The organism is Patulibacter ginsengiterrae (assembly GCF_056269115.1).
Map to the genome: position 1 here is coordinate 87,436 of NZ_JBWDOG010000011.1, position 16,035 is coordinate 103,470.

Annotated in this window: 11 protein-coding genes and 1 pseudogene; 8 read left to right on the forward strand and 4 right to left on the reverse strand. The window is 74.2% G+C overall.

Annotation, left to right across the window (positions count from 1 at the left end; genetic code table 11):
* The first annotated feature begins 134 nt into the window (after window positions 1-134).
* Complete coding sequence (locus ACVUH9_RS15145) at window positions 135-1,616, forward strand: DNA polymerase III subunit gamma/tau domain-containing protein (RefSeq protein WP_475758329.1); 1,482 nt, start codon at window positions 135-137, stop codon at window positions 1,614-1,616.
* Window positions 1,617-1,673: 57 nt separating this feature from the next.
* Window positions 1,674-2,408, forward strand: coding sequence for a precorrin-3B C(17)-methyltransferase (gene cobJ / locus ACVUH9_RS15150; RefSeq protein WP_475758331.1), 735 nt, complete (start codon window positions 1,674-1,676; stop codon window positions 2,406-2,408).
* Window positions 2,409-2,418: 10 nt separating this feature from the next.
* On the opposite strand, the gene ACVUH9_RS15155 is transcribed toward cobJ, so the two are convergent.
* The 4 genes and pseudogenes from ACVUH9_RS15155 to ACVUH9_RS15170 all read right to left on the reverse strand — a co-directional run bounded on the left by ACVUH9_RS15155 (window position 2,419) and on the right by ACVUH9_RS15170 (window position 8,033).
* Window positions 2,419-4,692, reverse strand: coding sequence for an intein-containing Rv2578c family radical SAM protein (locus tag ACVUH9_RS15155; RefSeq protein WP_475758333.1), 2,274 nt, complete (start codon window positions 4,690-4,692; stop codon window positions 2,419-2,421).
* 79 nt (window positions 4,693-4,771) lie between these two features.
* Window positions 4,772-5,521, reverse strand: coding sequence for an energy-coupling factor ABC transporter ATP-binding protein (locus tag ACVUH9_RS15160; protein ID WP_475758426.1), 750 nt, complete (start codon window positions 5,519-5,521; stop codon window positions 4,772-4,774).
* A gap of 288 nt (window positions 5,522-5,809) precedes the next feature.
* Window positions 5,810-6,562 (reverse strand): annotated as a pseudogene (locus tag ACVUH9_RS15165) (sirohydrochlorin chelatase); the annotation flags it as partial.
* 46 nt (window positions 6,563-6,608) lie between these two features.
* On the reverse strand, window positions 6,609-8,033 hold the full coding sequence (locus tag ACVUH9_RS15170) for an aldehyde dehydrogenase family protein (RefSeq protein ID WP_475758335.1): 1,425 nt from the start codon (window positions 8,031-8,033) through the stop codon (window positions 6,609-6,611).
* A 383-nt stretch (window positions 8,034-8,416) separates the two neighbouring features.
* Between ACVUH9_RS15170 and ACVUH9_RS15175 the strand changes: the two genes are divergently transcribed.
* The 6 genes from ACVUH9_RS15175 (at window position 8,417) to ACVUH9_RS15200 (ending at window position 16,032) form a co-directional block, all read left to right on the forward strand.
* Entirely contained in the window at window positions 8,417-9,781 is a 1,365-nt protein-coding gene (locus ACVUH9_RS15175; RefSeq protein ID WP_475758337.1) for an aspartate aminotransferase family protein, read from the forward strand.
* Window positions 9,778-10,878 (forward strand): Gfo/Idh/MocA family protein, encoded by a 1,101-nt coding sequence (locus tag ACVUH9_RS15180; protein WP_475758339.1) that lies wholly within the window; start codon window positions 9,778-9,780, stop codon window positions 10,876-10,878. The genes ACVUH9_RS15175 and ACVUH9_RS15180 overlap by 4 nt, the downstream gene beginning before the upstream one ends.
* A complete protein-coding gene (locus ACVUH9_RS15185) occupies window positions 10,875-12,635 on the forward strand; it encodes a thiamine pyrophosphate-binding protein (RefSeq protein WP_475758341.1) in 1,761 nt (586 codons plus the stop codon). The genes ACVUH9_RS15180 and ACVUH9_RS15185 overlap by 4 nt, the downstream gene beginning before the upstream one ends.
* Window positions 12,632-14,044, forward strand: coding sequence for an aldehyde dehydrogenase family protein (locus tag ACVUH9_RS15190; RefSeq protein WP_475758343.1), 1,413 nt, complete (start codon window positions 12,632-12,634; stop codon window positions 14,042-14,044). The genes ACVUH9_RS15185 and ACVUH9_RS15190 overlap by 4 nt, the downstream gene beginning before the upstream one ends.
* The gene (locus ACVUH9_RS15195; protein ID WP_475758345.1) at window positions 14,041-14,919 is read left to right on the forward strand and encodes a sugar phosphate isomerase/epimerase family protein; all 879 of its coding nucleotides are present in this window, start codon (window positions 14,041-14,043) and stop codon (window positions 14,917-14,919) included. The genes ACVUH9_RS15190 and ACVUH9_RS15195 overlap by 4 nt, the downstream gene beginning before the upstream one ends.
* Window positions 14,920-15,192: 273 nt before the next feature.
* Window positions 15,193-16,032: an IclR family transcriptional regulator gene (locus tag ACVUH9_RS15200; protein ID WP_475758347.1), complete on the forward strand. Its 840-nt coding sequence runs from the start codon at window positions 15,193-15,195 to the stop codon at window positions 16,030-16,032.
* Window positions 16,033-16,035 lie beyond the last annotated feature (3 nt).

The window sequence follows — 16,035 nt, forward strand, 5'->3', positions numbered from 1 at the left end:
CGCACGGTACCGGACGAGCAGGGCCGTCGCGGTCGGCCGAGATCCCCTTGCGGGCTCGACGAACGTCGGATTCGAACGTCTGGAAGGTCAGATCGGGCTCATGGAAACCGCTCGAGGTGCCGATGTACAGAGGGATGACTTTTGTGGCCCGGCAGGACGTGATGGTGGCGACGGCGGTTGCGACCGCTATCGCCGCAGGAGCGCTGCTGGTCGGTGCCGTCTTCGATCCGGCCCGTCCGGCGCTCGTCGACGGCCGGACGGGCTCGGGCGAGGGACGCGATCTGCTCATGCCCGGCGCGCCGGCCGAGCGCTTCCGGGCCGTGAGTCAGGGAGTCGATGGCGAGGGCCTGCAGGCGTCGATCGCGCTGCCCCCGGCGATCGGTCGCGATCGCGACGCCGATGCCGGTGCCGACGGTGCCGACGGTGACGCTGGAGCCGTCGACGGGCCGCAGACCGACGGTGGCACGCGTGACGTGCTGCGGGACGCCAAGGCGTCCGCGTCGGGCACGGCGTCGGTCAAGGCTCCGTCGGCCGCCAGCGGGACGACGACCCCGGCGGCGGTCGACAACGGCCCCGCCGCGAGCGCGATCACCCCGGCGGCTAACCAGGATCCGTCCCCGGCCGGATCGTCGAGCCGTGTGCGGCTGCGCGTGATCGGGGTCGCGGTGACCGGTGCGAACGGCGGCCAGCTCCAGCCCGGATCGCAGGTTCGCCTGCGGCTGGCGACGTCGAGCACGCCCACGGGCGACCCCGCCGCCGATCAGACGGCGAACGCCAAGGGGGCGAACGTCGACGAGTCCGCCGCACCGTTGCCCGAGCATCTCGACGTGCGGCTCGGCCTCGACGCTGCGGCGGTCGCCGCGTTGCGGGCGGACACGCGCGAGACCAACGGCGCCCTCGCCCTGCGGGCCTCCGTCGACCTCGTCGACAAGCCGAGCGACAACCCGGCCGGGCGCGCCCCGTTCGCGCTCCGCGTCCGGATGCGCCTGCTGCCGGCCGACACCGGCTCGAAGGCGGTGACCACGGCCGAGCAGGAGCACGGCGACGGTGCGAGCAACGTCGTCGAGGTGACTGCGCCGATCGGCGACGACCAGACCAAGCCCGGCACCCCCAGCACCCCCGGCACCGGGACGCCGGAGACCCCCGGAACCCCGGGCACGCCGACCGAGCCGGGGAAGCCGCCGGTCAAGCCGGGCACCCCCGGCACCCCGACCGATCCGAGCACGCCGACCGACCCGGAGACCCCGGGCGGGACCGACGGGGCCCAGCCCGGGACCGGCGAAGGCGGCGCGACTACCGATCCGGTGACGCCCGCCGAGCGTCAGCCGGTCGAGGTCGTGCTGGCGCTGCCCTCGTCGGGCACCGGGACGATCGGCGACGGTGGCGCCAGCGTCGACGTGCCGCTGCCCGACCGCCCGGCCTCGAAGCCGGACTCGTCGGCGGGCGTCGACGTGGTCGTGCACCTGCCGGAGGCGGAGGAGCCGCTCGACCAGGACGCGCCGACCCCTCCGGCGACGCCGAGCGAGCCGGAGACCCCGGCGCCCGGCAGCTCGACGGCGACGCCCGGCACGAGCGACCCGGAGCCGTCGACGACGGCTCCCACCACGACCCCCTGAGCACCGGTCGGGCTGCGGGCACGGCCCGCGCGACGGGGCGTCCGTAGAGTGTCCGCGATGCCCGGTGCGCTCCTGATCGTCGGCCTCGGTCCCGGGGGAGCGGACCTCCGTACCGGTCGCGCGGCGACCGCCGTCCGCGAGGCCGACGTCGTCGTCGGCTACGGGCCGTACGTCGATCAGTGCGCCGACCTCCTGCGCGCCGACCAGCAGGTCGAGCGGAGCACGATGGGGGCCGAGCAGGAACGCGCCGAGCGAGCCGTCGCGCTGGCGGTCGAGGGCCGCCGGGTCGCGATCGTCTCGTCCGGCGACGCGGGGATCTTCGGGATGGCCGCCCTGGCGCTCCGGGCGGTCGCCGCGCTGCCGGAGGAGGCCCGGCCGACGACCGAGGTCGTCCCGGGGGTCACGGCCGGGACCGCCGCGGCGGCCCTGCTCGGCGCGCCGCTCGGCGACTTCGCGACGGTCTCGCTCTCGGACGTGCTCGTGCCGTGGGAGCAGGTCGAGGCACGGCTCTCGGCGCTCGCCGCGACCGACCTCGCCCTGACGCTCTACAACCCGCGTTCGCGCACGCGGCAGTGGCAGCTCGACCGCGTTCGCGAGCTGCTGCTGGAGCACCGCGACCCCGAGACGCCCGTCGCGCTGGCCACCGACGTCGGTCGCGAGGACCAGCAGGTCGAGATCTCGACGCTCGCCGGCTTCGACGCCGAGCGGGTGGCGATGCGGACGGTCGTGCTCGTCGCCGGGCCGACCGCCGAGCGGATCGGCCCCTGGCTGGTCACCGCCCGCGGGCGCTGACGGCCGACGCTCAGAACAGCGACTCCTGGACGACGCTCGGGCGGACCGTCCGGGGGCTGCGACGGGTCGCGCGACCGCTGCTCCAGGAACGGTCGTCGAAGCGGCCGCTGTCCGGCCGTCGCTGGTCGTCGGTGCGCCCGTCGCCCGCGCCACGGGCCGTACGGTCGCCGGCCGTCGTGGTCGGGCGGGAGCGCTCGCGCCCGGTCCGGGGGCCGCGCGCCTCGCCCCGCTGGACCAGCTGCGACAGGCGTGCCGCCTCCGCCCGCGGCAGGTACGGCCCCTCGGCGTAGAGCTGCTCGTAGAGCGGGATCAGCTCGGGGCGCTCGTCGGCGAGCCAGGCGAGGAAGACGTCGCGGGTGCTGCCGCGCAGGTGCAGGCCGATCCCCCGCACGCTAGTTGCCCCGGCCTCGCTGCAGGCCTCGAGCAGCGCCTCGATCTGGTCGGGCGCGTCGTTGATCCCCGGCATCAGCGGGGCGGCGAGCACGGCCGTCGGGATCCCGACCCGGTTGAGCTCGGCGACCGCCGCCAGTCGCGTCTTCGGGTGGGGCGTGTGCGGCTCGGTCGACCGCCAGGCGCGCTCGTCGAGGCTCGGGATCGAGAGCGCCGCCTCGAAGCCGCCGGCATCGCGGACCTCCAGCATCAGGTCGAGATCGCGCAGCAGCAGCGGCGACTTCGTCAGCACCGAGGCGGGCACGCGGGCGTCGCGCAGCGCCGCCCAGATCCCGGGCATCAGCCGGTACCGCGACTCGACCCACTGGTACGGGTCGGTGTTGGTGCCGAGCGCGACGGTCTCGTCCCAGGCGGCGGTGCGGGCCCGCTTGGCCAGGTCGGCACGCAGTCGTTCGGGGGCGTTGACCTTGACCACGATCTCGCGCTCGAAGTCGCGCCCGGCGTCGAAGCCGAGGTACTCGTGGGTCGGGCGCGCGAAGCAGTTGTGGCTGATCACCCCGGCGGCGATGAAGTCGCCGGTGCCGGTCGTGATGTCGCAGAGGTCGCGCTCGCCGAGCGGCTGGATCGAGACGACCCGGAGCAGCGAGCGGCCCTCGACCGCGCGCCCCGTGAGCGCGTCGTGGTCACGGACGGCCGGGTCGACGGTGAGCACGAACCGCAGCCGCTCGGCGAGCCCGCCGAAGAAGCGGATCGCGACCGCCCCGTCCTCGGCCGTGCCCTCGGGCTGGACGTCGAACCCGAGCGCGTGCGCGGCGGTGGTCGTGCGGCGCAGCAGCTCGTCGTCGCGTCCCACGATCCGCAGGTCCGGATCGTTGCCGGCCGGACCGACGCCGTCGAGGTCGAACGCGCCGTCCGGGCCCGGGTCGACGTCGAGCCCGCCGCCCGGGCGCGCGCGGCCGAGTCGGTCGGTCACGCGCGTGCCGCCGAGGTCGAACATCCCGGCGAGGAAGCCACGGTGCCAGCCGTGGTCGGGCTCGTCGGGCCACTCGATCAGCTCGCGGATGTGGTCGACCGTGGTCCGCAACGAGGCGTCGATCGCCTGCGTCGACGGGCGGCCGGCGGCGGCCGGCGGGAAGACCAGGGCCTCGGCCGAGGCCCCGAGCGCGGCGAGGAACGCGCGGGTGCGGGTGAGGATCGCCCGGCCCTCCGCCGCGAGTCGCGAGCGGTGGACGATCCGGTCGCCGGCGGGCGTCTGGTGGTAGGCGTAGCGGCCCGGGCGGGCGCTGCCGCGGGCGGTCGCGCAGACGTACCCGCGACGGTAGGCGGCGTCGGGCTCCGGCGTCGGTGCGCATCCGCCCGGCCCGAGCAGCAGGCTCCCCGGCATCAGGTGGGCGCGTGGCGCGGCGCCCGGCGCGGCGTCGGCGACGTGGGACCAGCCGTCGGCGGTCAGGAACCGGTGGTCGCCGCTGGCGACGAGCCGGGTGCCGTCCTCCAGGCGGATCGCGAACGCCGGCTTGCGGGTGCTCCAGCGGTCGACGACGACGGTCTCGACGTAGCGGCGGACGGCGCCCTCGCGACGGGTCCCGTAGATCGCGTCGCCTGGTTCCAGCTGTCCGATCGGCGCGGTCCGCCCGTCGGCGAGCAGCACGGGGGTGGCGGGATCGAGGCAGTAGGTGCACGCGTGCGAGCAGCCGCGGTAGGGGTTGACCGTCCAGCCGAAGGGCATCGCCGAGCGGCCCGGGACGCGGTTGAGGACCGTCTTCGCCTGGATCTCGTAGAACCGCATGTCGAGCGCCTCGGGGGCGTCGAAGCGGCGCAGGACGGCTGGGTCCTGCATCCCGGGAAGGGCGTGGGACTCGCGGTCGGTGTCGTGGTGCAGGTGATCCCAGCGCATGCGAACGTATGTTCGCATGCGGGGCGGTCGGGACGCAAGCGGGTGTCTGGCCCGTCTGTCCGCCTGCCTGTCTGCCCGGCTACGCCGCCAGCGGGTTGAAGCCGGCCGGCAGCTCGAGCCGGTGGGCGCGCATGAAACCCTCGTCGGCGAGGATCTCGCGGGTCGGGCCGTCGGCGACGACCTGGCCCTGGTCCATCACGATCGCCCGTGGGCACAGCTCGAGCGCGTAGGGCAGGTCGTGGGTGACGAGGATCGTGGTGGTCGGCAGTCGCCGGATCACGTCGGCCAGCTCGCGGCGGGCGGCCGGGTCGAGGTTCGACGACGGCTCGTCGAGGACCATCAGCTCCGGCTCCATCGCCAGTACCCCGGCGACCGCCGCACGGCGTCGCTGGCCGAGCGAGAGCTGGTGCGGGGCCACCGAGCGCAGCTCCTCGAGGCCGAAGGTCCTCAGCGCCTCGGTGACGCGCGTCTCCAGCTCGGCGCCGGTCAGGCCGAGGTTGGCCGGGCCGAAGGCGACGTCGCTCTCGATCGAGGGCATGAAGAGCTGATCGTCGGGGTCCTGGAAGACGATCCCGACTCGCCGCCGCAGCTCCCGCGCGGTCTTCTTGGTCAGCACCACGTCGCCGATCCGGACTTCGCCCTGCTGGGGCTGGAGGACCCCGTTGAGGTGCAGGATCAGGGTCGTCTTGCCGGCGCCGTTGGGTCCGAGCAGGGCGACCCGCTCGCCCTGGCGGATCTGCAGGTCGACGCCGCCGAGCGCGTCGGAGCCGTCGGGGTAGCTGAAGGCGAGGTCGCGGACCGAGATCGCGACGGGGGTGTCCTCGCTGATCCCGCCCGGCCCGCCGACGACCCCGGTCCGCACGCGCGAGCGGGTGCCGCCGCGGCCCTCCTCGGCCTGGGCGAGGGCGAGGTCCGGCGCCTTCTGCGGGGCACGGGTCGCCCGGCGGTTGCCGCGGCGACCACGCGCCGGGCCGTCGCCGTGCGGGGTCAGCGAGATCGGCAGCCCGACCTTCTCCTCGTAGCCGGGCAGGGTCACCCGGTAGACGCAGAGGTCGCAGTTCATCCGCACGTCGCCCTGGTAGCCCTCGCGGTAGCGGTCGAGCGCGGTCCGGGCGAGGCGGCGGTCGGCGCCGAGGTGGGGGCCGCCGCGGACGGTCAGCTCGGGGTGGCCCTGGGCCCAGGCAGCGGCCTGCTCGTAGATCCGCTGGAGCAGGACCCCGGTGAAGAGGAAGAAGGGGACGACGGCGATCGTCGTGGCCCCGAGCCGGCGGCAGCGTTCGAGCGCGTCCGGCACGCGCGGCTCGGCGACCGAGATCCAGGCCGGCTCGACGATCGGCAGCCCGCGGCGGTCGCTGAGCAGGCGGGCGACCTTGGCGAGGTCGCCGGAGGCGTCGGGGTCGCTCGACCCGCGGGCGACCAGGACCACGCCCGACTGCTCGGGCGGGGCGTCGCCGAGGGTGGCGGAGATCCGGTCCTCGGCGACCTCCAGGACCCGCGGGTCGATCCCGAGGTCGCGGCCCATGTGGAAGGTCACGCCGGGGTGCTTGATCCGCGCGCGGGCGAGCGTCGCCGGGCCGTCGTTCTTGAGGTGCCCGGCCGCGAGCAGGACGATCGGGACCGAGACGATCTCGGTCGCGCCGTCGGCGACCAGGCGGTCGATCGCGGCGTCGGCCGAGGGCTCGGCCAGCTCGATGAAGCCGCCCGCGTGGTGGAGGTCGGGGTCGATCTCGCCGACGAAGCGGACGAGGTCCCAGAACTCCTCGACGTGGTCGGCGTCCCGCGACCCGTGGCCGATCAGGACCAGCGAGGGGCGGTCGGGGGACGGATGGCCCGCGGTGCCGGCGCGGGCGTCGGTCGGACGGAGGGCCACCCCTGGAGGGTAGCCGGGGTGGTGGCCCGTCCGCCGACGTCCCGGCTCAGGCGTCCGGGTCGATCGTGCCGGTGCGGAAGCGGCGGAGCACGATCGACTTGACGGTCGACAGCTCGTCGATCGTGTAGCCGATCCCCTCGCGCCCGCTGCCGGACATCTTGACCCCGCCGAAGGGGATGATCGGCGGTCGGTAGTTGTCGGTCCCGTTGAGGACCACGCCGCCGACCTCGAGCCGCTCCGCGACCGCCATCGCCCGCTGGACGTCCGCGCTGAAGACGCTCGCCATCAGGCCGAACGACGAGCGGTTGGCCAGCTCGACGGCCTCGGCCGCGCTGTCGATCGGGATCAGGCAGAAGGCGGGACCGAAGATCTCGTCGTCGGTCGCGAGCGCGGCCTCGTGCGGGACGTCCGTCAGCAGCACGGGACCCAGGTGGGCGCCGTCGGCCTCACCGGTCCCGGCGGCCAGCTGGGCGCCCTGGGAGCGGGCGAGCGCGATCTGTCCGGCGACCCGTGCGGCGGCGGCCGGGGTGATCAGCGGGCCGATCGTCGTCGCCGGATCGGTCGAGGCCCCGACGACGGCGCCGGCGACCGTCGCCCGCAGGCGCTCCGCGAGCGCGTCGTGGAGCCGGTGGTGGACGAGGATCCGCTTGCTCGCGGCGCACGCCTGGCCGTTCATCAGCAGGCGCCCGTAGGCGACCTCGGCGGCGACCAGGTCGAGGTCGGCGTCGTCGAGCACCAGGCAGGCGTTGTTCCCGCCCAGCTCGAGGTGGAGCCGGCGGAGGCGGTCGGCGGTCGCCCGCGCGACGGCGATCCCGGCCCCGGTCGAGCCGGTCAGCGAGACCGCGTCGATCCCGTCGCCGCCGGCCAGCGCGGCGCCGACGTCGCGGTCGCCGTGGACCAGTGCGAGCACCTCGTCCGGGACGCCCGCCTCGATCAGGGCGGCGTGGAAGCGGGCGACGGTCAGCGGGTCCTCGAGCGGGGCCTTGACGACGACGGCGTTGCCGGCGACGAGCGCGGCGGCGCACTTCTCGACGAACAGCTCGACCGGGAAGTTGAACGGGAGCACGACCCCGACGACCCCGAGCGGGACCCGGCGGGTGAAGGCGATGTCGTGCTCGGTGCCGTGCTGGCCCTCCGTCGGCAGCAGCTCGCCGGTCATCCGGCGGCCGACCCGGGCGTTGGAGCGGAGCAGGTCGACGGCCCAGCGGGTCTCGTTGCGGGCCTGCTGGATCGGCTTGCCGGACTCGGCGCTGAGCAGGAGCGCCAGCTCGTCGAGCTGGGGCTCGAGCCGGTCGGCGGCGGCCTCGAGCAGGTCGGCGCGGTCGGCGAGGGTCCGGCGCGACCACGCCCCCTGGGCGGCACGGGCGCGGTCGATCGTCGCCGCGACGTCGGCGACCGGGGTGCGGGTGACGGTCCCGAGCGGGTCGCCGCCGTTGGGGCCGGTGATCGTGACGGGGGCAGAGCCGGTCATGCGGACGGCCGTGGTTCGGTATCTCGAATTTGATTCTGCATGCTGAACCTATGCTAGTCTGCCGCCCCGTCGGGGGTCAAGCCGGCCGTCGTCGGAGGTGGGGAGTGGGGCATGGGGAGGAGCCGTGGCGAGCGCGGAAGCGCTGTTCGCAGCAGGGGATCGCACCGGGAGCGCGCGGCTCGGTCGCGGCGTGGGGCGACCGGACGTCTGGTCGATCGGCTGGCGGTCGGTCGGGGTCGGCGACGGGCCGGGAACGCCTCCTTGACGCCGCGTCAGTCAGCCGCTAGCTTGGCGGCCGACGTGTGGCATGTCACATGTCACGTGGCCTCTGGCCGCTCATCCGGGCCACCGAACAGGCCACCAGTGAACGAAAGGAACGTGGCATGGAGCCGCACGCTTCGGATCTGTCCCAGGGCGACATCAACGCCCTGACCGACCGCTTCCAGATCAAGCCGATGGGCGACGAGCCGATCGTGATCGACGACGCCCAGGGCTTCCGCGTCACCGACAAGGACGGCCGCGAGTACCTCGACGCGATCTCCGGCGAGTGGGTCCTGAACCTCGGCTACCGCCACCCCGAGATCGCCGAGGCGGTGATCGCCCAGGTCAACCGGGCCGATTTCACCGCCCCGATGTACAACTCCGAGCCGCGCGCGGTGCTGGCCGAGAAGGTCATCTCGCTGGCCCCCGGCAAGCTCAGCAAGCTGCTGTTCGGGATCTCCGGCGCCGACGCCGTCGAGGGCGCGATGCACATGGCGATGCGCTCGACCGGCCGCGACGAGTTCGTCTGCCTGTTCCAGGCCTACCACGGCCGGACCTTCGCGACGACCGCGATGTCCTACACGTTCCCGAACATGTACGAGGGCGGCAAGAAGGGGCTCGAGCGCTACCTCACCAAGCAGATCCGGGTCCCCAACTTCAACTGCTACCGCTGCCCGTTCGAGCTCGAGCCCGGCAGCTGCGACACGTTCTGCGCCCGCTTCGTCGACAAGATGATCGTCGAGGGCTCCGAGGGCGGCGTCGCCGGCGTGGTGGTCGAGCCGTTCCAGGCCAACGGCGGGATGGTGCCGGCGCCGGACGACTACTTCCCGCGGCTGCGCGACATCTGCGACAAGCGCGACGTCGCCCTGATCGTCGACGAGGTCCAGACCGCCTGGGGCCGCTGCGGCGAGTTCTTCGCGATCGACCACTACGGCGTCGAGCCGGACATGATCGTGCTCGGCAAGGCCTTCGGCGGCGGCTTCCCGATGTCGGGGGTGCTCGTCAACGACCGCTTCTCCGACCTCGCCGAGTGGGAGTACGGCTTCACCGAGATCGGCCACCCGGTCGCCAGCACCGCGTCGCGGGCGATGATCAACGTGATGGAGCGGGACGATCTGCCCGGCAACGCCCGGCAGATGGGGGAGCGCTTCGCCGGCCACCTCGCCGAGCTGCAGGAGCGGCACGCGATCATCGGCGACGTCCGGATCCTCGGCCTGATGATCGGCGTCGAGCTGGTCAAGGACCGGGTCACCAAGGAGCACGCCTTCGAGGAGACCGACTGGATCGTCCACCGCTGCCTCGAGCGGGGGCTGATGGTCGGCAAGACCGGGCCGACCTTCGGGCCGCCGGCGGGCAATGTCGTCAAGTTCAAGCCGGCGGTCAACATCACCCCCGGCCTGGTCGACGACATGTGCGCGATCTTCGGCGAGGTGCTGGCCGAGGCGGAGGCCGAGTTCGGCTACGCCCGCACCCCGGTGGCGTCGTGAACGGCAGCAACGGCGCCGGCCCCGCGAGCACCGCTCGCCCCGGTCGCTCCGGTGGCGTCCGGCCCGACCCGGCGCCGCTCGGCGTCGGGGTGATCGGGCTCGGCGAGATCGGCCAGTTCCACCTCCGCGGCTACGAGCACGCGCCCGGCGCGCGGATCGTCGCCGTCGCCGAGCTCGACGCGACGCTGCGGACGGCGACCACGAATCGGCTCGGCGCGACGGGCTACGACGACTACCGGCGGCTGCTGGCCGACCCAGCGGTCGACCTGGTCAGCGTCTGCCTGCCGCACCACCTCCACCGGCCGGTGACCCTGGCCGCGATCGCGGCCGGCAAGGCCGTGCTGGTCGAGAAGCCGCTGGCCCTGACCGTCGCCGAGTGCGACGAGATCATCGCCGCGGCCGATGCGGCCGGCGTGACCGTCGGCGTCCAGCACAACCAGCTCTTCCACGGCCCGCACGTGCGCGCCCAGCAGCTGATCGACGGCGGCGCGATCGGGCGCCCCGTCCACCTGCGCTTGCGGCTCGGGATCGGCGGCAAGCTCGACGGCTGGCGGGCCGATCCGCGGGCGACCGGCGGCGGGATCCTGTTCGATGCCGGCGTCCACCGCTTCTACATGGCGCGGGCGCTGTTCGGCGAGGTCGCCGACGTCCGTGCGCTCGTCGATCGCGGCGCGGCCGAGGGCGAGGACCAGGCGATCGTCGCGCTGCGGTTCGCCAACGGGGCGCTCGGCGTGATCGACGCCGGCTACCACGGCCCGCCCGGGATGTTCGACGACGCGATCGAGATCGTCGGCAGCGCGGGCGCGCTCTACCTGTCCGGCTGCGAGGCCGAGTTCGAGTCGTTCCGGACCGGGCCGGCGCTGCGCCGGTTCGACGGAGCCTGGCACGACGAGCGGGTCCCGCAGGGCGACTGGGCCGACTCGGTCGTCGCCAGCGTCGGCGCGTTCGTGAGCGCGGTCGCCGACGGCAGCGCGCCCCCGGTCAGCGCCCGCGAGGGGCGCCGGATCGTCGAGCTGATCCACGAGGTCTACGCGGCCGCCCGGCCGGGCGACCGCGCCACTCCTTCTTCCAGCACCACCAGCCCGGAGCCATCATGACTTCCCGTACCGGCGGCGAGATCGTCGCTGACCACCTGATCGACGAGGGCGTTCCGTACGTCCTCGGCATCCCCGGCCACGGCGACATGGGCGTCTTCGACGCCTTCAAGGACCGCGCCGACAAGATCGAGACGATCCAGGTCCGGCACGAGCAGTCGGCCGGCCACATCGCCGACGCCTACTACCGGGTCACCGGCAAGCCGCTGGCCACGATCACCTCGATCGGGCCGGGCTCGGCGAACATGGCGATGTCGCTCGCGACCGCCTACGTCGACTCGCAGGCGATGATCTCGATCACCGGCGGCGTGCAGACCTACATGGACGGCTGCGGCGTCCTCCAGGAGCTGGAGCGCCAGCGCGACGCCGACTTCTCGAGCGTGCTGCGCCCGGTCACCAAGCGCGGCTTCTATCCGCACCGGGTCGACCAGGTCCAGCGGGTGATGCACCGCGCCTTCAACGTCGCCCTGACCGGCCGTCCCGGTCCGGTCCACATCGAGCTGCCGATCGACGTCCAGTCGCACGCGGCCGAGACGATCCCGATGGACGTCGGCAACCACCGCGCGACGCACACCGTCGTGCGCCCCGACCCGGACGGGATCGAGGCGATCGCCGCCTGGCTCGCCGGCGCCAAGCGCCCGGTGATCCTGGCCGGCGGCGGTTGCATCGCCGCCCGGGCGCACGCCGAGCTGCGGGCCGTCGCCGAGCTGCTCGGGGCCCCGGTGATCACCACGATGATGGGCAAGGGCGTGTTCCCCGAGGACCACCCGCTGTGCGCCCAGCACACCGGCGCCAACGGCACCGCCTGCGGCAACCACGTCGCGCGGACCGCCGACGTGATCCTGGCCGTCGGCACCCGCTTCGCGGAGCAGACCTCGTCGTCGTTCCTCGACGGGGCGTCGTTCTCGATCCCGCCGACCAAGGTCCTGCACATCGACATCGACCCGCGCGAGATCGGGAAGAACTACCCGACCGAGGTCGGCGTCGTCTCCGACGCGCGCACCGGCCTGGCGGCCCTGCTCGACGCGCTCGGGGAGCGCACGCTGCCCGACCACAGCGCCTACCAGGCCGAGGTCACGGCCGAGCGCCTGAAGTGGGACCAGGCCGTTCGCGGCCGCTGGACCGCCGACGGGCTCTCGCTGACCAAGACGCTGGCGACCCTGCGCGCCGCGATGCCGCGCGAGGGGATCGTGATCGCGTCCGCCGGGCACCCCCAGATCCAGGCCTTCCAGGAGTACCCGGCCTACGAGCCGCGGACCTGGATGACCCCGGGCGGCTACTCGACGATGGGCTTCACGGTCCCCGCCGTGATCGGGGCGAAGCTCGCGGCGCCGGACGTGCCGGTCGTCGGGGTCGCCGGCGACGGCGACTTCCTGATGACGATGCAGGAGCTGGCGCTGGCCGTGCAGCTGGGCATCGACGTCGTCTACGTGGTGATGAACAACGCCGGCTGGACCTCGATCCGCGACTTCCAGCGCGGCCTGTTCGGCGAGGACCGCGCGTTCTTCACCGAGTTCCGCGACCGCAAGGGCGAGCTGACGACGCCCGACTTCACCGCGATCGCCAAGGGCTTCGGCGCCAACGCCGAGAAGGTCACCTCGGTCGACGGCCTGGGGCCGGCGATCGCTCGCGCCCTGCAGACCGAGGGCCCGTCGGTGGTCGAGGTGATGCAGGACCGCGACCCGGCCAACACGACCGGGATCAACAGCGGCCACTGGGACCTGCCGAAGCCGGCCTACCTGCTGGAGGGCGCCCGGTGAGCGCGGTGATCGTCTGCCGCGACCCCGCCGACGAGCGTGAGGTCGTCGCGACCTACCGCGTCAACACGGCGGCCGAGGTGCGGGTGGCCTGCGACCGGGCGACCGCGGCGAGCAGCGCCTGGGGTGCGCTGCCCGGACCCCGCCGGGCGGCGGTCCTGCACCGCGCGGCGAACGTGATCGAGGAGCGGGCCGAGGCGACCGCCCAGGCGATCACCCGCGAGGAGGGCAAGCTGCTGGCGGACGCCCGCGGTGAGGTCCTGCGGGCTGCGGCGGTGCTGCGGTTCCACGCCGGCGAGGCGGAGCGGCTGGCCGGCGAGGCCGCCGACGCGGGTGACCCCGGCACGCTCGCCTACACCCGCCGCCGGCCGCTCGGCGTGGTCGCGCTGATCACGCCGTGGAACTTCCCGATCGCGCTGCCGGCGTGGAAGCTGGCTCCGGCGCTGGCCGCCGGCAACGCGGTCGTGATCAAGCCGTCGTCGCGGGCTCCGGGCGGCGTGCTCGCGCTGGTCGAGGCGCTCTACGAGGCGGGGCTGCCCGCGGGCACGGTCGAGGTCGTGCTCGGCGGTCGCGAGGTCGGCACCGTGCTGGCCGACGATCCGCGGGTCGCGGCGCTCTCGTTCACCGGCTCGAACGCCGTCGGCGACGCGCTCCGCGACCGGGTCCAGGCTCGTGGGGCGCGCTTCCAGGGCGAGCTGGGCGGGAACAACCCGCTGATCGTGCTGGCCGACGCCGACCTCGACCACGCGATCGCCACGGCGGTCGCGGGGGCGTTCGGCGCCGCCGGCCAGAAGTGCACCGCGACCCGGCGGGTGATCGTCGAGGCGCCGGTCTACGAGCAGGTCGTGGCCGGGATCGCGGCGGGCGCCGCGGCACTGCGCTGCGGCCCCGGGCTCGACGCCGACGCCGGGCTGCCGCCGCTCGTCGACCGCGACGCCCAGGCCGAGGTGCTGGAGGCGATCGCCCAGGCGACCGAGCGCGGGGCGACCGTCGTCGCCGGCGGCGGCGCTCCCGGCGGCGCGCTGGAGCACGGCGCCTACGTCGAGGCGACGGTCCTGACCGGCACCGGTCCGGGCATGACCGTGATCGACGACGAGGTCTTCGGGCCGGTCTGCGCGGTCCTGTCCGCGGCCGACGCGGACGAGGCGCTGGCGCTCGCCAACGCGACCCCGTACGGGCTCTCCGCCTCGGTCTGCACCAACGACCTCGCGCGCGCGTTCCGCTTCGTGGAGGGGATCGACGCCGGGATGGTCCACGTCAACCGGCCGACGCCGGGCGCCGACCCGCACCTGCCGTTCGGTGGCGTGAAGGGGTCGTCCGGTTCCGGCTACCGCGAGCAGGGCCACGCGGCGCTGGAGTTCTTCACCCAGGGGCAGACGGTCTACGTCCACCACGCGGTCGGTGGGGCATGAGCCGGCAGGGGACGAACCCGATCGGCTACGTCGCCGCCGACGTCGAGGGGCAGACCGCCGAGCAGGTCGTCGCGCTGGTCGCGGCGGCCGGCTACGCCGCGGTCGACTGGACGATGGAGCAGTTCGACCCGCTCGAGCAGCCGCCGGAGGAGCTGGTCCGGATCGCCGGCCTCGCCCGCGCGGCGGGCCTCGCGACCCCGCAGCTGATGGTCCACCAGGACTACGTGACGCCCGATCCCCGGGAGTGGGAGCGGCGCGTCCGGCGCAGCGAGCGGGCGGTCGAGGCCGCCGCCGCGGCGGAGATCCCGTCGATCGGGGTCGTGACCGGGCCGAACCGCTGGGTCGACGGCTGGACGCCGGTCGGGTCCGCGGGCGGGGTGACCGCGGCCGAGGCCTGGGGCCTCGCGCGCAGCGCGCTCGAACGGGTGCTCGCGCGCGGCGAGGCGTGCGGGGTGACCGTCGCCCTCGAGCCGTGTTGGGGCACGCTGGTCCACGACCGGGCGAGCGCCGACCGGGCGCTCGCGGAGCTGGCCTCGCCGGCCCTCGGCCTGACCCTCGACCCGTCGCACTTCGTGCTGACCGGCGACGACCTCGCGGCGATGGTCGACTCCTGGCGCGCGCGGCTGACCCACGTGCACCTGAAGGACGCCTTCGGGCGGGCGGGGGCCGAGGGCGAGGACTTCCTGTTCCTGCTGCCCGGCGAGGGCGCGGTCGACTGGCCGGCGTTGCTCGGGGCGCTCGAACGGGTCGGCTACGCCGGCGCGATGTCGGTCGAGTTCGAGTCGTTCCGCCTGCGCGAGCGGGTCCTCGGCGGCGATGTCGCCCGTGGGGCTGAGCTGGCGCGTCGCTTCGTCGCGGGGCTGCTCGGCGGCTGACGCGACGCCGGCCCGCGCGGGCCGTCTCCCGGGGCCGCTCGCGAGGCTGCTCCTGGACCTATGGGCCACCCGCCGTGGGCCTCGCGTCGCTCTCCGTGGATCGGCGCGATCGCCGTCTGTGACTGGGGATCGGGGCCGTCGAACGACGGTCCCGACCACCCCTGTCCGGACCTGCCGAAACGTATACAGCAAACGCTCGTTTTGCTGCTTGACATGGGTCACAGTGCGGGCTACGTTGGTCCTGCATACGGAACCTGGTTCAGTATCTAAGACATGAACGCTCCCGCCGACCGCTATCTCGTCCCCTCCGTCGTCTCCGCCGTACGCGTCCTGAACGCGCTCGCCGAGCCGACCCGGACGGACACCACCCAGGTCGAGCTCGCTCGGGTCCTGGGGTTCTCCAAGAGCACGATGCACAACCTGCTCGCGACCTTGGAGCACCTCGGCCTCGTCGCCCGTGAGGGCGACACGCGCAAGTACTGCCTCGGTCCGGCGCTGGTCGCCCTCGGGCGCGCCGCTCAGGGCGAGATGGACCTGCTGACGCTCGCCTCGCGGCGGATCGTCGAGCTGGCGGCCGAGACCGGGCTCTCCGTCGCGATCGCCCGGGTCACCGACGGCACCCGGGTCGAGGTCGTCGACCGGGCCTACCCGTCCGACTCGCTGTTCGTCGGGATCGCCCTCAACGGCGAGTTCGGCAGCTTCGACGGCGCGATCGGCAAGTGCCTGCTGGCGGAGCTCGATCCGAGCGAGGCCGAGCGCCTCGTCCGCGAGGCCGAGATCCCGGCCCGGACCCCGGCGACCCTGACCGCCACCGAAGCCGTCCTGCGCGAGGTCGCGAGCGTCCGCGAGCAGGGCTGGGCCACGGCGGTCCAGGAATTCAACGACAACCACGCCGTCGCGGCACCGCTCTACGGGCCGTCCGGCGATTTCGAACTGCTGCTGTTCGCCCTGGGTTTCCCAGGCCAGCTTCCCGAGGCGAACATCGGTGACGTCGGCGCCCTGCTGCGGCAGAGCGCCGACGAGGTGTCGATCGCGTGCGGGGGGAGCCCTCGTGGCCCCCGCGGCGACGACCGGCACCAGAGCACGATGACCAACGGCCCGAGCCAGGCCTAGGAG